Raw genomic sequence first — 18,928 nt, 5'->3', positions numbered from 1 at the left:
CGTGAAAATAGATAAACGCCTACCGGCTGCAATCAAAATCCGCGCCCACCCCGCATGAATGGGCCGGCCAGCGTAAGGCTGGCGTCAGCTAGCCCTGATAACAGATTGCTCGTTCTCGCCGAGAGCTCGACGAATGCCCAATATGCGGCAAGACCTCGATCCTCGCGCGAGGCTTTCATGCAGAATTGGCCGGGCGGGCGATGTCATTTCGAATGAAGCATATGGGCTTTGCGGCGATGCCGGTGCTGGCCGTGCTCCTCGCCGGCGCGTGGCTGATGACGCGCGCCGACGGCGTCGTGAGCGCCAAGGCTGCACAGAAGATGGCTGCGCAGAGGGTCGCAGCACAGGAGACCGCGCCGCAGGATGTCACGTCGAGCAGCAATATGTCGCGCTGAGCGACAAGCAGGCCGCCTCGCTCAAGGTCATGGTGGCGGAACAACGTTCGTTCCGGACACTGAAGAACGCGGTCGGCTCGATCGACTTCAACCAGAACATGCTGGTGCAGGCGTTCACGCCGAACCCCGGCAGGATCGTCGACACGCCGCTCAATGTCGGTGACGAGGTTGCCAAGGGCGACACGCTGTTCACGATCGACAGCCCCGACCTGCTGCAGGCGGAATCATCGCTGCTCGCCTCGTCCGGCGTGCTCGAACTGCAGATCAGGACGCTGGCACGGGTCAGGCAGCTGCTGAAGACCGGCGGTGGCGCGCAGAAGGACGTCGACCAGGCGACGTCGGATCAGCAGACCGCAGAAGGCAACTACAAGGCCGCGCGCGACGCGGTGCGCATCTTCGGCAAGACCGACGCCGAGATCGACCGCATCGTCGCCGACCGCAAGGTCGATTCCATCCTGGTGGTCCCGAGCCCGATCTCGGGCCGGATCATCGCGCGCAACGCCGCGCCGGGGCTCTACGTGCAGCCCGGCAATGCACCGGCGCCCTACTCACTTGCCGACATCTCGACGATGTGGATGGTCGCCAATGTGATCGAGACCGATGCCCCCTCCTACCGGATCGGTCAATCGGTCGAGGTCCGCCTGCCCGCCTATCCGAACGAGGTGTTTCGCGGCCGCGTGACGACGCTCGGCCTCAACATCGATCCCACCTCGCACCGTCAGCTGGTGCGCTCGGTGATTGACGATCCCCAGCACAAGCTGCGCGCCGGCATGCTGGCGAGCTTCACCATCGAAACCGAGCCGCCGAAACTGTCGGTCAGCGTGCCGTCGGATGCGATCGTGCGCGAGGGCGACGGAACGATGACGGTGTGGGTCACGACCGACGGCCGCAAATTCGACCGTCGCACGGTGACGATCAGCATGGAGCAGGACGGCTGGCGGCAGATCCTCTCAGGCCTCGGCGCGGGCGAAAAGGTCGCGTCGTCAGGCGCAATCTTCCTCAGCAACAAGTTCGCCAATGCGGCCTCCGGATAGCACGCCGGATACGACGCTGACCGCGCGCTCGTCACCCCAAGAGGAAGTGCAGCACCTTGATCAAGAGCCTCCTCCAGTTCGGCCTGACCCGAAGCGCCGTCATCGTGCTTGGCCTCATCGTGTTCTGCGCCGCCGGGTTCGCGGCGTTCGCCAAGCTGAACATCGAGGCCTATCCGAACCCGGCGCCTGTGATCATCGAGATCACGGCGCAGGCCGCCGGGCTTTCCGCCGAGGAAATGGAGAAGTACTACACGATCCCGATGGAGGTCGGGCTGTACTCGACGCCCGGTGTCGTCAACATCCGCTCGACCTCGTTCTACGGCCTGTCCTTCGTGCGGGTCACCTTTAAATATGGCGTCGACTATTATTTCGCGCTGACCCAGGCCACCAACAGCCTCACGCAGAACGTCCAGCTGCCCGGCAATCAGGTCCCGCAGATCCAGCAATCGAGCCTGGTCGGCGAGATCTACCGCTACCAGCTCGTCGGGCCGCCGAATTTCGGCCTGACCAATTTGCGGACCTTGCAGGACTATGTCGTTGCCCGCCGGCTGATGACGCTTCCGGGTGTGGTGCAGATCAACTCCTGGGGCGGCACCACCAAGCAGTTCAATGTCGACGCCGATCTCGCCAAGCTCGAGGCCTACAACATCACCGTGCCGCAGCTGATCAGCGCGCTCGGCAATTCCAACGTCAATGTCGGCGGCCGCGAGATCGCGATCGGCCAGCAATCCGTCAACATCCGCGGCATCGGCCTGATCAATTCCGGCGGCGATGACGACATCACCAAGGGCTACAGGGTCCAGGACATCGAGAACATCGTCCTGACCCAGTCGAACGGGCTGCCGATCCAGATCAAGGACGTCGCCAAGGTGTCGATCGGCTATGTGCCGCGGCTCGGCATCGCCGGCAAGGACGGCCGTGACGACGTCGCTGCCGCGATCGTGGTGATGGGACGCACCCAGCACACCAACGACATCATCCCCAAGGTCGAGGAAGAGGTCGCCAGCATCAACAGCGACGGCACCCTGCCCCCGGGCGTCAGGATCGTGCCCTATTACGACCGCAGCTCGCTGGTCAGCGTGACGACCCACACGGTGCTGCACAATTTGCTGTTCGGCTGCCTTTTGGTGTTCGTCATCCAGTGGGTCTTTCTCGGCGACCTCAGGAGCGCGCTGATCGTCAGCGCCAACATCCCGTTCGCGCTATTCTTCGCCATCATCATCCTGGTGCTACAGGGTGAGGACGCCAATCTGCTGTCGCTCGGTGCGGTCGATTTCGGCATCATCGTCGATTCCGCCGTCATCATGATGGAGAACATCTTCCGCAACTTCCAGTCCAGCCCCGAGAACCGGCTGCGCGTGCTGCAGAACCTCGCCGAAGGCTATTGGGGGAGCGACCCGACGACGCAGCACGGCGGGCCCGCGCCGGGCTGGACCGAGCGGCTGCGCATGATCTTCGTCAGCGCGCTGCAGGTCGACAAAGCAGTGTTCTTCACCGCGGCCATCACGGTGACTGCCTTCGTGCCGCTGCTCACCATGCAGGGCGTCGAGGGCCAGATCTTCGGCCCGATGGCGCGCACCTATGGCTATGCACTGGCCGGAGCGCTGCTGGCGACCTTCACGGTGACGCCGGTGCTGGCGTCGCTGCTGCTGCCGCGGCATATCGAGGAAACCGAGACCATCATCGCGCGCTGGTTGCGCAAGAGCTACACGCCGGTGCTGCGCTGGTCGCAGGCCAATCTCAAGGTCGCTGTCGCATCCGGCATTGTGTTCCTCGGCCTCAGCGCGCTGGCGGCAAGTAGGCTCGGCAGCGAATTCCTGCCCGCGCTCGAGGAGGGCAATTTCTGGATCCGCGCCTCGATGCCGCCGACGATCTCGCTCGAGGCCGGCACCGACCCGACCCGCAAGATGCGCGAGATCCTGCTGCGCCACCCCGAGATCATCACTGTGGTGTCGCAGCATGGCCGCCCCGACAATGGCAGCGACGCCTCGCCCTTCTCCAATGTCGAATTGTTCGCGCCGATCAAGCCGTTCGACCAGTGGCCGCCGGGTCTCACCAAGGAGAAGCTCACCGAGGAGCTGCAGAAGGAATTCGACGAGGAGATGCCCGGCGTCACCTTCAACTTCTCGCAGTACATCCAGGACAACATCGAGGAGGCGCTTTCCGGGGTAAAGGGCGCCAACTCGATCAAGATCATCGGCCCCAATCTCGACGTGCTCGAAGGGCTCGCGACCAAGGTCGCGCAGGAGATGGCGAAAATCCGCGGCGTCGCCGATCTCGGCATCTTCCATCTGGTCGGTCAGCCCAATCTCAACATCCGGGTCAACCGGGAAAAGACCGCGCGCTTCGGCCTCAATACCGGCGACGTCACCACCGTGGTGCAGGCCGCGCTCGGCGGCGCCAATGCCACGACCGTGCTGGAGGGCGACCGGCAGTTCGGCGTCGTGGTGCGGCTCGATCCGAAATTCCGCAGGAGCATCGACGCGGTGCGCGACATCAAGGTTGCCTATGCGACCCCGTCGGGCACCAATGCCTATATCCCCTTGAGCGAGCTTGCCGATATCTCGCTCGATACCGGCGCGCTGTTCATCTATCGCGAGCGCAGCCAGCGCTACATCCCGATCAAGTTCAGCGTCCGCGGCCGCGATCTCGGCAGCACGGTGGCGGAGGCGCAGGCCAGGATCGCGCAAGCCGTGCCGTTGCCCACCGGCTACCGGATGATCTGGTCGGGTGAATTCGACAATCTCGAAGCCGCCAAGGCACGGCTGATGATCGTGGTGCCGGTCACGCTGCTGTTGATCTTCGTGCTGCTCTACAGCCTGTTCAATTCGCTGCGCGACAGCCTGCTGGCGCTGGCCGGCATTCCCTTCGCGGTCGGCGGCGGCCTGATCGCGCTGTACCTCGCCGGGCTCGACTTCTCGATCTCGGCCGCGATCGGCTTCATCTCGCTGTTCGGCGTCGCGGTCATGGACGGCATTCTCAACATCACCTATTTCCGCGAGCTGCGCGCGTCGGGCCAGAGCATTGCGGAGGCGGTGTTCAACGGCGCCGAGCAGCGCATGCGCCCGATGCTGATGACCGCGCTGTCCGCGGGCGTCGGCCTGTTCCCGGCCGCGCTGTCGCATGGCATCGGCAGCCAGGTGCAGCGGCCGCTGGCGACCGTGGTGGTCGGCGGCATGTTCATCGGCCCACTGCGGCTCCTGATCGTAGCGCCCGCGCTGCGCAAGATCTTCCTGTCGCGCGAACGTGCAGCCTCGCCCAGCGAGACGCCCGCCGCGGCGCCGCCTGAAGCCGCGCATTAGGGGGCGTGCCATGGACGATTTCAGCACCAGGACGCCACGTCATGCCGCTCCCGCGATGCGCGGGCTGGCCGCGGCCGCCGGCGCCCTCATGCTTGCAAGCTGCGCGGTCGGCCCCAATTTCTCGTCGCCGCCCGCCCCCACCGTCGCCGGCTACACGCCGGAGAAGCTGCAATCGCCGCCATCCGATCCGGCCGGACCGCGCGTGGCCGGGCAACACTTCGTCAACGGCGCCGACATCACGACGCGCTGGTGGGCCGCGTTCCGCTCCGCGCCGCTCAACCAGCTGATCCGCCTGTCGGTCGAGCGCAATCCGTCCCTGCAGGCCGCAGAGGCCGCGATCAGGATGGCGAACTTCAACGCGCTGGCGCAGCGCGGCCTGTACTTTCCGCAAGTCGGTGCAAACTTCACCCCGTCCGACCAGCTCGTCTCCAACGCCGTGTCGGGGCCCGGCAACACGGCGCAGGCGCGCTACACGCTGTACACCGCGCAGCTCAATATCAGTTTCGTGCCCGACGTGTGGGGCGAGAACATGCGTAACGTCGAGAGCCTCGACGCGCTCACCGAGCAGGCCCAGTTCCAGCTCGAGGCAGCCTATCTGACGCTCACCTCCAATGTGGTGACGGCGGCGATCCAGGAGGCCTCGCTGCGCGGCCAGATCGCCGCCACCGAGCACATCATCAAGGTCGAGCGCGACATCCTCGGCATTCTGCAGAACCAGTTCAATGCCGGCCAGGCGGCGCAGGTCGACGTGCTGGCGCAACAGGCGGCGCTCGCGCAGTCCGAGGAGACCTTGCCGCCGCTGCAGAAGCAGCTCGCGATCCAGCGCGATTTGCTCACGGCGCTAGCCGGGCAATTCTCCGCCGATGAGATCCTGCAGAAATTCGATCTGCAACGGCTCGCGCTGCCGGCCAATCTGCCGGTGAGCCTGCCGAGTACGCTGGTGGCGCAGCGCCCCGACGTGCGGGCGGCCGAGGCCAATCTGCATTCGGCAAGCGCGCTAGTTGGTGCCGCGATCGCAGCAAGGCTGCCGAGCTTCACCATCTCTGCCAACCCCGGCTCGACTGCCTTCAACGCCGCCCAGTTGTTCACGCCGGGGACGCTGTTCTACACGGTTGCCGGCAGCGCGACCCAGACCGTGTTCGACGGATTGACGCTGTACCACAAGCAAAAGGCGGCGGAGGCCGCGCTCGAGCAGGCCAATGCGCAGTACCGCCAGGCCGTCATCACGGCGTTCCAGAACGTCGCCGACGCGCTGCGCAGCCTGCAGGCCGACGCCCGTGCCGTACAGGCCGCGATCAAGGCGGAGGACGCCGCCAAGGCCAGCCTCGACATCGTGCAGAAGCAGCTCGGGCTCGGCCAGGTCAATCAGGTCAATGTGCTGAACGCGCAGCAGGTCTATTTGAATGCCGCGATCACCCGCGTGCAGGCGGTGGCGACGCGGCTGTCCGACACCGCGGCGCTGTTCATGGCGCTCGGTGGCGGCTGGCCGACCGATTGCGCAACAGCGACTGGCGTTCCTGCGTGTTCGAAAGCCGCGTCGCGTCGAGGAACTGATCGTTCAATGAGCTAAGCCCCGAAGCGATGGCTTCGGGGCTTGCTGTCGTCATGCCGAGCCGCGATCACACCTGCGAGTGGCGCGCCATGAAATTGTCGTAGCCGACTTCGGCGACCTGGAACCATTGATAGCCGTTGTTGGAGAACGACGTCAGCGAGTCATAGACCTTCTTGAAGTTGGCGTTGGTCGCCGAGACCTCGGAATGCAGCTCCTTTGCGGCCTTGAAGGAGGCTTCCATCACCGTAGGCGGGAACGGGCGCAGCTTGGTGCCGACCGCGAGCAGCTTCTTCAGCGCGATCGGGTTGGCCTGGTCGTAACGCGCCATCATCCAGTTGTTGGCGAGATGGCCGGCCTGCTCGAGCACGAACTGATAGTGCTTCGGCAGCGCATTCCATTTGTCGAGGTTGATCATCGCCACCAGCATCGGGCCGCCTTCCCACCAGCCGGGGAAGTAATAGTTCGGCGCAACCTTGTGGAAGCCGAGCTTCTCGTCGTCATAGGGACCGACCCACTCGGCTGCATCGATGGTGCCTTTTTCCAGCGCCGGATAGATGTCGCCGCCGGCAAGCTGCTGCGGCACCGCGCCGAGCTTCTGCATCACCTTTCCGGCAAAGCCGCCGATGCGGAATTTGAGGCCCTTGAGATCGTCGACGCTGGTGATCTCCTTGCGGAACCAGCCGCCCATCTGGCAGCCGGTGTTGCCGGCCAGCAGCGAGGTGACGTTGTAGCTCTTGTAGAACTCGTTGAGCAGCTCCTTGCCGCCGCCGATCATGTACCAGGCCTGGTTGAGGCGCATGTTGGGTCCGAACGGCACCGAGGAGCCGAAGGTGAAGGTGGCGTCCTTGCCGTAATAATAATAGGGCGCGGTGTGCCCCATCTCGACGGTGCCGTTCTGCACGGCGTCGAGCACCTGCAGGCCCGGCACGATCTCACCGGCGGCAAAGGTCTGGATCTGGAATTTGTTGTCGGTGGCTTCACCCACCGCCTTCGCCATCAGCTCGGCGCCGCCGTGCAGCGTGTCGAGCGACTTCGGCCAGCTCGTCGTCAGCCGCCACTTGAGCTCCGGCATCGACTGCGCGATGGCCGGCGCCGCGACGGTTGCGGCACCGGCGACGCCCAGACCCGTGACCTTGATGAAATCCCTGCGCTTCATTTGAATGAATCCTGCCCTGTATGATTGTGTTGTCCGAGCGTCGACTGCTTGCGATCGTCGCGCCGCTTTTCTTTTTTGCCGTCACGACCGGAGACCGATCATGCGCCGCCTTCGTGCCGAGGCTTCGGGCGCGAGCATGGAGCATCCCCTTGCCGAACGCCAGACGCAAAAAACCCGGCCTCCTCGCGGAGGCCGGGCTACTTAAGTCGAACCTTGGCACGGGCTTCAGTCCTGGAAGCGAAGCCCTTTCCTATCTGTTGCAGCGTTCTCCTCGCGCGAACGCTGCGCCGATCAGCCGCGGGTGCGCGAGCGGATCATGAAGCTGTCGAAGGTGTACTCGGCGACCTGCCACCACAGATACTGGTCGGAGCGGTACGCCTGCATGGCGTCGATCGACTTCTTGAAGTCGGCGTTCTTGGCGGAGATCTCGCCCCACAGCTCGTTGGTCGCCTTGAGGCAGGCCTCGAGCACTTCGTTGGTGAACGGACGCAGCTGGGTGCCGCCGGCCACCAGCCGCTTCAGCGCCGAGGGGTTCTGCATGTCGTAGCGCGCATTCATCCAGCTGTTAGCGTTGGCGCACGCATTGGTCAGGATCGCCTGGTAGTTCTTCGGCAACGCGTTCCACTTCTCCAGGTTGATGAAGGAGTGCACGGTCGGACCGCCTTCCCAGAAGCCCGGATAGTAGTAGTACTTCGCGACCTTCTGGAAGCCGAGCTTCTCGTCGTCATAGGGACCGACCCACTCGGCGGCGTCGATGGTGCCCTTTTCGAGCGCCGGATAGATGTCGCCGCCGGCGAGCTGCTGCGGCACCACGCCGACCTTCTGCAGCACCTGACCTGCGATGCCGCCGATGCGGAATTTGAGGCCGGAGAGATCGGCGACCGTCTTGATCTCCTTGCGGAACCAGCCGCCCATCTGGGTGCCGGTGTTGCCGGTCGGGAAACCGATCACGCCGAACTTCTTGAAGAACTCGTTGCCGAGCGCCTCGCCGCCGCCCTGGTACCACCAGGAGTTCTGCATGCGCGCGTTGAGGCCGAACGGCACCGACGCATAGATCGCAAAGGTCGGGTCCTTGCCGACATAGTAGTACGACACGGTGTGGCACATCTCGACCGTGCCGTTGGAGGTCGCGTCCAGCGCCTGCAGGCCGGGGACGATTTCGCCCGCCGCGAACACCTGGATCTGGAACTTGTTGTCGGTCATTTCGGCGACGTATTTCGAGACCTCGACGGCGCCGCCGTAGATGGTGTCCAGCGACTTCGGGAAGCTCGAGGTCAAGCGCCACTTGATTTCAGGCGAGGACTGCGCGATCGCCGGCGCCGCAACCGCCGTCGCGGCAGCACCGGCCGCAGAAACTTTCAAAAAATCACGACGCTTCATCGTAAGGCTTCTCCTTGAGGGGCGTTTCCCAGTGACCGCAAGCAGTTCTCCGGCGGGACGCTTGCACAGGCCTGCCGAGGCGCTCTGGGTCGGCCCTTTAACACGGAAGGCGGCCTCACGGAAACGCGACAATGGCATGACCACGCCAATTAAACGAAAGTCTGATGACGCGGGAATCGGCCGGGAATTGCGGCTCAGGCCGCGGCGATGACGCCTTGCAGCTGTTCGCGGACCGGGCCCCTTCGATCGCGCGGTAAATCGCCGCGTGCGGGCCGTCCGGCCCGCGCTCAACCACCAGGCTACCGGGGCAATCAGCGCCGCGTCGTCTCCCGCGCTTTCTTGGCCTGGTTGGCCAAATGCCGCCCGCGCCGGATCCAGCTTTGCGCGGTCGTGTGGCTCACGCCATACGTCTTCGAGATCGCCGCCGCGGCCTCCTTGATCGAGTCGGATTTCTTCGCAATGTTGAACGCCATCCGGGAAGCCTCTTCGCGCTTCTCCCGCGTCAGATGTTTGCGGCGTGCTTTCTTTGCTGGTGCTGCCATGTTGATCGTGGCCTCACGGCCTTTCCCGCGGTTACGGCCTGGCGATGGACTCGTTCAAGCTGACGGACAGACTGGTACGATTCGGCTATCTCTTCACAACCATACAGGCCGAAAGCGGCCCAGCAACCGTTCAGCGCGACAGTTCTGTGAAGAACCGCCGCCGAGGCCGACGCCTTTAGAGCCCGGCCCGCGACGACGGTAAGGCAACCTCAGGCTGCGGCGATGACGTCCTGCAGCTGCTCACGGACCTTGCCGCCGATCGCGCGGTAAATCGCCGCGTGCGGGCCGTCCGGCTCGCTCTCGACCACCGGGGTGCCGGAATCGGACGCGGTCCGGATGGCGATGTGCAGGGGAATTTCGCCGAGGAACGGCACCCCGAGCTTCTCGGCCTCGTGGCGGGCACCGCCATGGCCAAAGATGTCCGAGCGCGTGCCGCAATGCGGGCACTGGAAATAGCTCATGTTCTCGACGATGCCGAGCACCGGCACGTTGACCTTCTTGAACATCGCCAATCCCCGCCGGGCGTCGATCAGCGAGAGGTCCTGCGGGGTCGAGATGATGACGGCGCCCTTGAGCGGGACGTTCTGCGCCAGCGTCAGCTGGGCGTCGCCGGTGCCGGGCGGCATGTCGACCACCAGCACGTCGAGCGTGCCCCAGGCGACGTCGCGCAGCATCTGGGTGATCGCGGACATCACCATGGGCCCGCGCCAGATCATCGCGGTGTCCTCCTCGACCAGGAAGCCGATCGACATGATCGACAGGCCGAAGCGCTGCAGCGGAATCATCTTCTTGTCGTCGTTGAGCTGCGGCTTCTCGCGGATACCGGTCAGCCGCGGCACCGACGGGCCGTAGATGTCGGCGTCGAGCAGCCCGACGCGCAGGCCGAGGTCGCGCAGGCCGAGCGCGAGGTTGAGCGCCGTGGTCGACTTGCCGACCCCGCCCTTGCCGGAGGCAACGGCGATCACGGCGGAGATGCCGGGAATCTCGGCCTGGCGCGCCATCGGCGATTGCGCGCCGGGCGGATGCGGATGCCGGTGCGCGGACGCCGGCGGGACGCCGCCGGCCGGGCGCGGTGCAGGCGCCGCGGCGCCCGCCTTGCGCTCCGCGGTCAGCGCGATCATCGCCACGCTGACGCCGGGAATGGCGCGCACGGCGTTCTCGGCCTGCGCACGCACGCTTTCCCAGGCGCGGGCCTCCGCGGCGTCAACGTTGATCGAGAAGAACACCTTGCCGTCGGTGACCGTGATCGCCGACAGCACATTGGCGTTGGTCAAGGCTGTGCCGCGCGGCGACATCACCTTGGCAAGGCAATCGAGAACCTGTTGCTGCGTCACGCTCACCGCGCATCTCCTGGCTTTTCAGTGGGCATGATCTCCGCGCAAACGCGTCGCGTTTGTCGCGCCGGAAAACCTCAGTTCCGGATCATGCCCAGGGAGACGACCCATAGAGCGTTGCAGCGCAAAAGGCTACCTCGCTCCGACATCGTCCCGCCGCTCGGCCGGCGCTGCCGAGCCGCCTTCCTTGGCGGCCTCGTAGTTCAGCTCGATCATGACCCCGTTCGGGTCGTTGACGAAGATCTGCCAGAGGTCGCCACCGGGAACCTGGCGCGAGTCGAATTCCATGCCCTTGGACTGAAGCCGCTGCCTCATCCCGTCAAAGCCCTGGCTGGCAAAGGCGACGTGGTGGACGACGCCGGAATCCGGCTTTTGTGCCTCGCTGGTCTGCGAAATATCGACCAGATGCACGACCGCCTTGCCCTCGCTGTACATCCATGCGCCGGGGAACGCGAAGTTCGGCCGCGCGCCTTTTTCCAGGCCCAGAATGTCCTCATAGAACCGCACCGTGGCGGCGAGATTCCGGGTCCGGATATTGAAATGATCGAGCACACCCACGCTCATGCGAGACACTCCCTTTTTTGTGAAGTTCTTTGGTGGGCCATCCTAGCACAAAACCGCCATCTGCCATCCAACGAAGCCGTTGCCCTCCGCTGCGCAGGGGGTATGGTGCGGCTCCTTCCATGGACGGAATGCCCTGCCCGCCGCGACGTTTTCCGGCGGTCTCAAGGGGCGATCACCACGGCAAATCACAGAACCCAAGGTAACAGATATGGCTAAAGTCGCTTTTCTCGGTCTCGGCGTGATGGGTTTCCCGATGGCGGGACACCTCGTGAAAAAGGGCGGCCATGAGGTCACCGTTTACAACCGGACTGCGGCGAAGGCGAAGGAATGGGCCGACAAGTTTGGCGGCAAGACGGCGCCGACGCCGAAGGCCGCCGCCGAAGGCCAGGATTTCGTGATGTGCTGCGTCGGCAATGACAACGACCTGCGCGCGGTCACGATCGGCGCCGACGGCGCCTTCGCCGGAATGAAGAAGGGTGCGACCTTCGTCGACCACACCACCGCCTCCGCCGAAGTCGCCCGCGAGCTCGACGCGGCTGCCACCAAGGCCGGCTTCAAGTTCGTCGACGCGCCGGTGTCCGGCGGCCAGGCCGGCGCCGAGAACGGCGTGCTGACGGTGATGTGCGGCGGCAGCGCGGACGCCTATGCCGGCGCCGAGCCGATCATCACCGGCGCCTATGCGCGGATGTGCAAATTGCTGGGACCGGCAGGCGCCGGCCAGCTGACCAAGATGGTCAACCAGATCTGCATCGCCGGCCTCGTGCAGGGCCTCTCCGAAGGCATCCACTTCGCCAAGAAGAGCGGCCTCGACGTCGCGGCCGTGATCGAGACCATCTCCAAGGGGGCGGCGCAGTCCTGGCAGATGGAGAACCGCTACAAGACCATGAACGAGGGCAAGTACGATTTCGGTTTCGCGGTCGAGTGGATGCGCAAGGACCTGTCGATCGCGCTGGCCGAAGCCCGCCGCAACGGCGCCACGCTGCCGGCCACCGCGCTGGTCGACCAGTTCTATGCCGAGGTCGAGAAGATGGGCGGCAAGCGCTGGGATACGTCGAGCCTGCTCGCCCGCCTGCAGCGCTAGCTGCCCGCGCAGCCAAGGTGTCCCGCGCCCGCGGGTCACCTGCCATGCGGTGTTGCCTCCCAAATTCCGCTCCCTCGCGCGCTGTCGACGGCTAAATATAGCGGTAGCTTGAAACCCGCCGTCGATGCCGCATGCCCGAGAGGAAAGCGAGACGACCTTGCAATATCTGGTGTGGTCGCTCCCGTTCGTCGTCGTCGCGGCGCTGATCGCCACCGGACGTGCCTCCTCCACCGTGGTGGGATTGTTCGGTCTCGTCAGCTCGCTGATTGTCGCCATGGCGGCGCCACCGCACCCTTTTGGCAGTTACGATGCGCTCGGCGCGATTGCGCGCGGCGGATGGCTGGCGCTGCTCGTCGGCGCCGTCATTCTTGGAGGATTATTCTTCCGCGAGGTGGTCTCGGAGCATCGCGTGGCAAGCAATCCGGTGCCGGTCGCGCCGGAGCGGCGCCGCAAGCAGCTCTACACAACGTGCTTTCTGATCGGCCCGTTCGCGGAGGGAGCGACCGGCTTCGGCGTCGGTCAGGTCACGGTTGCGCCGATCCTCAACGGCATCGGGCTTGCGCCGCTCCACGCCATCCTGTTCGGGCTGTTCAGCCAGATGATGGTGTCATGGGGCGCGATGGCCAACGGCACGATCGTCGGCTCGCAACTGTCAGGGATTACGCCGACCGACCTCGGCGTGCACAGCGCCCTCCTCACAGTGCCGCTGCTGCTGGCCTGGCTCGGTCTGTTCTGGCGCATCGCCGCCATCGCCAAGGTTCCCGGGACGGCGCTTGATTTTATCGGCGAAGCGCTGTGCACGATTGCGGCCGGTGGGCTGCTGGTCGCCGCCAACGCTCTGTTCGGTCCGGAGGTCGCCGCCCTGGCGGCCCTTGGACCGCTGATCGTCGCAAGATTCCTGTTGAGCGGCCGGCCCGATCGCGAACAGTGGCGCGCGGCGCTGCGCGTCGGGCTACCTTACGTCGCCCTGATCGCCATCCTGATGGCGACGCGCGCGATCACGCTGCTGAACGAATGGCAGCGCCTTGCGCTCGCGGTGCGGCCGTTTGCCGACGGCCCGACCTGGTTTCCCCTGCTGCATCCAGGCTCCTGGCTGCTCGTGGTCGGCCTTGCCACGACGATCGCGATGCGACGGCCGGCGGCGTCTGTGCTCGGACGCGCATGGAGCCGGGGCCACAAACCCATCCTCACCATCGGCTGCTTCCTTGCGATGGCGCAGGTGATGGCCGCATCGGGCCTCGCCGACGGCCTCGCGAGGGGCCTGAGGTCGGCGCTTGGCCCGCTCGCCGTTCTGGCGACGCCCCTGTTCGCCGGGCTGTTCGGATTCCTGACCGGCAGCAGCAACGCCGCCAACGGCCTGTTGATGCCAGCCCAGATCGCGCTCGCCAGGGACGCCGCGCTCAGCCTGCCGTGGCTCGGCGCAATCCAGAACACTGCAGCCGCAGCCCTGACCATGCTGTCGCCGGTGCGGGTCGCGGTCGGCTGCGCGCTGGCCGGAAAGCCCGATCTCGAGCGGACCGTGTATCTGCGCGGCTGGCCGCTCGGTGCGGTTCCGCTCGCGATCCTGGTGGGTGCCGCGGCGCTGCTGCTGGTGAGATGGTGAGATTCATCGCGCGCCACGGCGCCCGCGCAAAAGTTAATTTAACCCCCCGTTAACGCTTTTCTTTAGCTCTTTAAGTCATCGCTTAATGATTTAGCGTCACAGATAGACAATGCAAAAAGCCCGCGCGGTTCGCGGGCAGGATTTGTGTTGTTTATGAGTAATCCCGCAGAAAAGCCTGAAGTTGTACAGCTTCCGGCAAGCCCCCAGGTGGCGTCGCCGGTGAATAGCCGGCGTGCCGCCGCGCAGCGGGTGCGTGAGGCGCGGGATCGGTTAACGTCAACCAGTGGAACCCGCCCGGCGTTCGACGCCGAACTGCTCCGGCAATACGCCCAGACCCGGATGTCGGCGTCCTACGTCGTGATGCTGCTCGTGGTCGCGACCGGTGTGCTGTTTGGCCTCTGGATGCAGCCGATCGTGGCCGGCGCCTGGACCGTCGGCATCCTCGCCGTCCATCTCGCGATCATCCGCAGCTGCGCCCGCTTCCTCGCCGAGCCCCCCTCGGTCGCGGTGACCCGCAAATGGCGGACGCGCTTCGTGCTGCTCGACCTGCTCTACGGCCTGTGCTGGACCGCGATCCTGATCCACCCCGCCGGGCGCGATCTCGCCTCCAACACGCTGATGATGTTCCTGATGCTGCTGGTGATCGCAGTCTCCAGCATGCTGGCGGCGAGCCTGCCGATCGCAGCCCTCGCGGCGACCGTTCCAGTGACGGTCGGCATCGCGCTCGACCTCGTGCTCAACGGCGCGTTCGACAATTATGTGCTGGCGCTGCTCGCGCTTGCCGCCGAGGGTTATTTCGCGCTGCTGGCGCACCGCCTGCATTCGACCACGCTGGCGACGCTGGAGGCCCGCGCCGAAAAGGACGCGCTGATCGGCGAACTGGAACAGGCCAAGGCGATCTCCGACGAGGCGCGGCACCGCGCCGAATCCGCCAACGTCGCCAAGTCGCGCTTCCTCGCCCAGATGAGCCACGAACTGCGCACGCCGCTTAACGCCATCCTCGGCTTCTCCGAGGTGATGAAGAGCGAGATCTTCGGCGCGCATGCCGTTGCGGTGTACAAGGAATATTCCGCCGACATCCATAATTCCGGCGTGCACCTGCTCAATCTCATCAACGAGATCCTCGACCTGTCGCGCATCGAGGCCGGCCGATACGAGCTGAACGAAGAAGCCGTGGCACTGGTGCATGTCGTCGCCGATTGCCACCATCTCTTGAAGCTGCGTGCCTCCAGCCGCGGCATCACAATCCACGAAGTGTTCGAGCATGGCATGCCCAGGATCTGGGGCGACGAACGCGCCATCCGCCAGGTCGTGCTCAACCTGCTCTCCAATTCAATCAAGTTCACGCCGCAGGGCGGCGAGATCTGGCTGAAGGTCGGCTGGACCGCATCGGGCGGGCAATATCTGAGCGTCAAGGATACCGGAAGCGGCATCGCCGAGGACGAGATCCCGGTCGTGCTGGCCTCGTTCGGTCAGGGCTCCAACTCGATCAAGTCGGCGGAACAGGGCGCAGGCCTTGGCCTGCCGATCGCGAAAAGCCTGATCGACATGCATGGCGGCACCTTCACGCTGAAATCGAAACTGCGCATCGGCACCGAGGTGATCGTGACCTTGCCGCCGGAACGGGTGATGAGCGCGCTGGCGCCAATGGCGGAAGAATCACCGCCGATGCAGCCGGAGCCCGCGGAGCCCACGATGGGCGCCGACCGTACACGTGTGCGCCGCAGGGCGATCATGAGTGCCGGCACCGGATTGTAGCAGCATGGCGCGGGAGACCATGCTCACGACAAAAAGCTGAGGCGTGATGACAGCATCGCGCTTCGGCCGGCTTGCACCAGCGGCTGAAACCGTTCAACACTGGAAGAATGAGCTCAGAAACGCCGTGTATCGCAGTCTGCATGATGGACCCCAAAACGAAGCTCTGCTTCGGCTGTGGCCGCACGCTTCCGGAGATCGCGCGCTGGCACAAGATGGACCGCACGGAGCGGCTGACGGTGATGGCGACGTTGCCGTCGCGCATGGCGGACGCCGGGCTCGAGCGCATGGAGCCGCATCCGAAGCGCGCCTGATCGGCGCAGCCGCCGGAGACGCACCGTGACCCGCATCCTCCTCGTCATCCTGCTGCTGATGACGACCGCCGGCGCCGTCGTGACCTATGGCGATCCCGACCAGATCGCGCGCGCAAGGGAAAATCTCAACCAGATCCTCGGCCGCAGCACTGCCACCACTGCGTCGGCCCCCGCCTCTGCCCCCGCCGTGCAGATCGCACGCGGCCAGGGCGGTGAGTTCGCATTCCGCGCCAAGATCAACGGCGTCAGCGCGCCGATGGTGATCGACACCGGCGCGACCTCGGTGGTGCTGACCTGGGAAACCGCCAAGGCGATCGGGCTGCCGACCGACATGCTCGAATACAATGTCGACCTCGAGACCGCCGGCGGTCACACCAAGGCGGCGCGGCTGACGCTCGATCGGCTCGCGGTCGGCAAGCTGGTCGAGAAATCGGTGCCGGCGCTGGTGGTGCAGCGCGGGCAGATGAAGACCAATTTGCTCGGCATGAGCTTCCTCGACCGTCTCGAGAGCTGGGGCGTCCGCTCCGACACGCTGTCGCTGACCGGATACCCCGACGTCACCGGTAGTGTCTCCCCCTCAAGCCGGCACCGGCGCCCGCGCATGGCCGTCGACTAGAGTGTGATGAGCTTTAGTTGAATCGATTCGCCGAGCATTCGGTTCACCTCTCCCTTGGGAGAGGTCGGCGCGCAGCGCCGGGTGAGGGATTACGGTCTCTCCTTGGAGCCGCGGCCCCTCACCCGATTTGCTTCGCAAATCGACCTCTCCCCGTCGGGGAGAGGTGAACCGAGCCCGTGGCTGACCGATCTGAATTTATCGCGTTCTCGCGCGATCGCGAACGGCACACGCCCGCCGCTAGCGGTCGTCATCGTGGATCGACGACGGATGCCGGCACAGTGGCATGACGCGGATCTCCATGAATGGAAACAGCGGCAGGCTGGACAGGATGTCGTGCAATTCCTGCGGGCCTGAGACGTCGAAGACGCTGACATTGGCGTAGCGTCCGGCCACCCGCCACAGATGTCGCCAGGCGCCCGTCCGCTGCAGCTCCATGGCGCGGATTCGTTCCGCCTGCTTCAGCGCATCGGTTCGCTCAGTCGGCAGATCGTGCGGAATCCGCACCTCCATTTCGACGTGAAACAGCATGACGGTGAACTCTCTCTGCAAGGATGAAGTGGCGCGAAAACGGAACGGAGCCGCCGTGCGATCGCGGCGGCTCCGATATTCTGTCTACCAGATCGTCAGCCCTGTCGTCAGCCTTGCACCAGACCGCGGCTGACGAGGTTGATGTCATCGGGGTTGATGAGGTCCTTCGCCGTCCAACCGGAGACGTCATAGTCGCTCATGCAGTTGCGCACGAAGTCCTGCATGGCGCCGAGGTCGCCGGTGGCGCTCGCGGCCATCAGCGTCTCGACGCGCAGGTTCTCGTAATTGCCCGCATAATTGCGCTCGTAGAGCTCATGCCGGCCGCCGAACTCGGAGCCGATCGCATCCCAGAGCAGCTTGAGCAGCTTGATCCGGTCGATCGCCGCATAGCCGTTGGAGCCGCGCACAAAGCGGTCGAGATAGGGCCGGATGGCTTCGCTTTCCAGATCGGCCGAGCTCGACGGCAGATAGATCAGGCCGCTCGCGACATGGCGCTCGATCAATTCCTTGATCCGCGGATAGGCCATCGGCGCAAACACACGATAGGCCAGCCCGTAGTTCAGATTGGGCAGATTATATCCCTCGGTCCCCTGCCATGCGATCGGCGATTTCACCATCGCATCGGAAATGCCGTGGAACAGATTGCGCCAGGCGATCACCTCGCCGACTGCCGTCTGCACGCCGCGGAAATCCTTCGACCCGGTCGCCTCGACCGCCATCGAGAACAGGCCGGCGATGAAGTCGAGCTTGACTGCAAGCCGCGTCACGCCGTGCAGCGTGAACCGCGGCACGAAGCCCGACGCCGGGAAGAACTGGTTAATCTTGCCGACGTCGCCATAGATGAAGACGTTCTCCCAGGGCACCAGCACCTTGTCGAAGACCAGAATGGAGTCGTTCTCGTCGAAGCGGCTCGACAGCGGATAGTCGAACGGCGAGCCGGTCGCGGCCGCCGTGAATTCGTAGGACGAGCGGGCGATCAGCTTGACGCCCTTGGCGTCCATCGGGGCCGTGAAGATCAGCGCGAACGACTTGTCCTTGATCGGGATGCCGTAATGCGCGATAAAGTTGTAGTGCGTGAGCGCCGAACCGGTCGCGACCACCTTTGCGCCTGACACGATCAGGCCTGCGTCGGTCTCCTTCTCGACATGCATGAAGACGTCGCGCACATCCTCGATCGCGCGGTCACGATCGATCGGCGGATTGACGATGGCGTGATTCCAGAAGTCGAGCCGCTCCTGGGTCCGGGCATACCACTTCCGGGCGTTGCCGGCATACTCGCCGTAGAAGCCCGAATTTGCGCCCAGCGTTCCGAGGAATGCCGCCTTGTAGTCCGGCGAACGGCCCATCCAGCCGAAGGCAACCTTCTGCAATTCGGCGATCGCATCGCGCCCCCTGATCAGATCGTCGGCCGTTCGCGACCCCAGGAAGAACGGATGGGTCAACTGTCCCGAGCCGGTGTCGGTCAGGACGCCGATCTGATCCTTCTTCTCATGAAAGCGGTCGTACCAGCGCGCCACCATCCGCGCCGAATTGCGGAAGGCGGGATGCGCCGTGACGTTCTTGACGCGCTCGCCGTAGATGTAGATTTCGCGGCCGTCCTGGATGCTGTCCAGGAATTCCGCGCCGGTATAGACGCTGGTTGACGCAGGCGTGTCGGCCCGCAGGGCAGCTGCAGTAGTCATGAACGTTTCTCCTCCGCTTGTGTGGTGGGACCGGGGAGTTGCCACACCGGCCTGGGACCATCTCGTCACGCTCTTGGTCGGCGTGACATC

16 protein-coding genes are annotated in these 18,928 nt (G+C 64.9%); 9 read left to right on the top strand and 7 right to left on the bottom strand.

Annotated features, from left to right (window positions below):
- Positions 1-200 precede the first annotated feature (200 nt).
- From G6P99_RS19440 to G6P99_RS19425, 4 genes are read left to right on the top strand one after another with little or no spacing between them, the layout of a single operon-like run.
- Positions 201-395 (top strand): hypothetical protein, encoded by a 195-nt coding sequence (locus G6P99_RS19440; protein ID WP_165123189.1) that lies wholly within the window; start codon positions 201-203, stop codon positions 393-395.
- Positions 396-427: 32 nt separating this feature from the next.
- The gene (locus G6P99_RS19435; protein WP_334262091.1) at positions 428-1,429 is read left to right on the top strand and encodes an efflux RND transporter periplasmic adaptor subunit; all 1,002 of its coding nucleotides are present in this window, start codon (positions 428-430) and stop codon (positions 1,427-1,429) included.
- A 56-nt stretch (positions 1,430-1,485) separates the two neighbouring features.
- Positions 1,486-4,731 (top strand): efflux RND transporter permease subunit, encoded by a 3,246-nt coding sequence (locus G6P99_RS19430; RefSeq protein WP_165123185.1) that lies wholly within the window; start codon positions 1,486-1,488, stop codon positions 4,729-4,731.
- Positions 4,732-4,741: 10 nt separating this feature from the next.
- Positions 4,742-6,301, top strand: a complete 1,560-nt coding sequence (locus G6P99_RS19425) for an efflux transporter outer membrane subunit (protein WP_334262090.1) — start codon at positions 4,742-4,744, stop codon at positions 6,299-6,301.
- Between the two features lie 49 nt (positions 6,302-6,350).
- On the opposite strand, the gene G6P99_RS19420 is transcribed toward G6P99_RS19425, so the two are convergent.
- The 5 genes from G6P99_RS19420 to G6P99_RS19400 form a co-directional block, all read right to left on the bottom strand.
- Positions 6,351-7,439 (bottom strand): TRAP transporter substrate-binding protein, encoded by a 1,089-nt coding sequence (locus G6P99_RS19420; protein ID WP_029078526.1) that lies wholly within the window; start codon positions 7,437-7,439, stop codon positions 6,351-6,353.
- 291 nt (positions 7,440-7,730) lie between these two features.
- A complete protein-coding gene (locus tag G6P99_RS19415) occupies positions 7,731-8,819 on the bottom strand; it encodes a TRAP transporter substrate-binding protein (RefSeq protein ID WP_029078525.1) in 1,089 nt (362 codons plus the stop codon).
- Between the two features lie 311 nt (positions 8,820-9,130).
- On the bottom strand, positions 9,131-9,361 hold the full coding sequence (locus tag G6P99_RS19410) for a hypothetical protein (RefSeq protein WP_029078524.1): 231 nt from the start codon (positions 9,359-9,361) through the stop codon (positions 9,131-9,133).
- Between the two features lie 209 nt (positions 9,362-9,570).
- Positions 9,571-10,701, bottom strand: coding sequence for an Mrp/NBP35 family ATP-binding protein (locus tag G6P99_RS19405; protein ID WP_029078523.1), 1,131 nt, complete (start codon positions 10,699-10,701; stop codon positions 9,571-9,573).
- Positions 10,702-10,827: 126 nt separating this feature from the next.
- Positions 10,828-11,268 (bottom strand): VOC family protein, encoded by a 441-nt coding sequence (locus G6P99_RS19400; RefSeq protein WP_156928383.1) that lies wholly within the window; start codon positions 11,266-11,268, stop codon positions 10,828-10,830.
- Positions 11,269-11,467: 199 nt separating this feature from the next.
- On the opposite strand from G6P99_RS19400, the gene G6P99_RS19395 reads away from it, so the two are divergent.
- The 5 genes from G6P99_RS19395 (at position 11,468) to G6P99_RS19375 (ending at position 16,628) form a co-directional block, all read left to right on the top strand.
- Entirely contained in the window at positions 11,468-12,340 is an 873-nt protein-coding gene (locus tag G6P99_RS19395) for an NAD(P)-dependent oxidoreductase (protein WP_029078521.1), read from the top strand.
- Positions 12,341-12,464: 124 nt separating this feature from the next.
- On the top strand, positions 12,465-13,943 hold the full coding sequence (locus G6P99_RS19390; RefSeq protein ID WP_165123183.1) for an L-lactate permease: 1,479 nt from the start codon (positions 12,465-12,467) through the stop codon (positions 13,941-13,943).
- Between the two features lie 153 nt (positions 13,944-14,096).
- Entirely contained in the window at positions 14,097-15,701 is a 1,605-nt protein-coding gene (locus G6P99_RS19385; RefSeq protein WP_029078518.1) for a sensor histidine kinase, read from the top strand.
- 107 nt (positions 15,702-15,808) lie between these two features.
- A complete protein-coding gene (locus tag G6P99_RS19380; protein ID WP_165123181.1) occupies positions 15,809-16,012 on the top strand; it encodes a DUF1289 domain-containing protein in 204 nt (67 codons plus the stop codon).
- A 25-nt stretch (positions 16,013-16,037) separates the two neighbouring features.
- Positions 16,038-16,628 (top strand): TIGR02281 family clan AA aspartic protease, encoded by a 591-nt coding sequence (locus tag G6P99_RS19375; protein WP_029078516.1) that lies wholly within the window; start codon positions 16,038-16,040, stop codon positions 16,626-16,628.
- A gap of 237 nt (positions 16,629-16,865) precedes the next feature.
- Here the strand turns inward: G6P99_RS19375 and catC are convergent, their stop codons facing one another.
- A complete protein-coding gene (catC, locus tag G6P99_RS19370) occupies positions 16,866-17,156 on the bottom strand; it encodes a muconolactone Delta-isomerase (RefSeq protein ID WP_029078515.1) in 291 nt (96 codons plus the stop codon).
- A 107-nt stretch (positions 17,157-17,263) separates the two neighbouring features.
- Positions 17,264-18,838 (bottom strand): 4-hydroxyphenylacetate 3-hydroxylase N-terminal domain-containing protein, encoded by a 1,575-nt coding sequence (locus G6P99_RS19365; protein WP_029078514.1) that lies wholly within the window; start codon positions 18,836-18,838, stop codon positions 17,264-17,266.
- Between the last annotated feature and the right edge of the window lie 90 nt (positions 18,839-18,928).

It is taken from the genome of Bradyrhizobium sp. 6(2017), assembly GCF_011058295.2.
In the GTDB taxonomy this organism is placed as follows: Bacteria; Pseudomonadota; Alphaproteobacteria; order Rhizobiales; family Xanthobacteraceae; genus Bradyrhizobium; species Bradyrhizobium septentrionale.
Note: the sequence above shows the minus strand (reverse complement) of the source record. Positions and strands in the feature narration are given on the sequence as shown.

Coding starts and splice junctions, on each gene's coding strand:
- G6P99_RS19440 (WP_165123189.1), top strand. CDS start 201: ATGTCATTTCGAATGAAGCATATGGGCTTTGCGGCGATGCCGGTGCTG.
- G6P99_RS19425 (WP_334262090.1), top strand. CDS start 4,742: ATGGACGATTTCAGCACCAGGACGCCACGTCATGCCGCTCCCGCGATG.
- G6P99_RS19420 (WP_029078526.1), bottom strand. CDS start 7,439: ATGAAGCGCAGGGATTTCATCAAGGTCACGGGTCTGGGCGTCGCCGGT.
- G6P99_RS19415 (WP_029078525.1), bottom strand. CDS start 8,819: ATGAAGCGTCGTGATTTTTTGAAAGTTTCTGCGGCCGGTGCTGCCGCG.
- G6P99_RS19410 (WP_029078524.1), bottom strand. CDS start 9,361: ATGGCAGCACCAGCAAAGAAAGCACGCCGCAAACATCTGACGCGGGAG.
- G6P99_RS19395 (WP_029078521.1), top strand. CDS start 11,468: ATGGCTAAAGTCGCTTTTCTCGGTCTCGGCGTGATGGGTTTCCCGATG.
- G6P99_RS19390 (WP_165123183.1), top strand. CDS start 12,465: ATGCCGCATGCCCGAGAGGAAAGCGAGACGACCTTGCAATATCTGGTG.
- G6P99_RS19385 (WP_029078518.1), top strand. CDS start 14,097: ATGAGTAATCCCGCAGAAAAGCCTGAAGTTGTACAGCTTCCGGCAAGC.
- G6P99_RS19380 (WP_165123181.1), top strand. CDS start 15,809: ATGAGCTCAGAAACGCCGTGTATCGCAGTCTGCATGATGGACCCCAAA.
- catC (WP_029078515.1), bottom strand. CDS start 17,156: ATGCTGTTTCACGTCGAAATGGAGGTGCGGATTCCGCACGATCTGCCG.
- G6P99_RS19365 (WP_029078514.1), bottom strand. CDS start 18,838: ATGACTACTGCAGCTGCCCTGCGGGCCGACACGCCTGCGTCAACCAGC.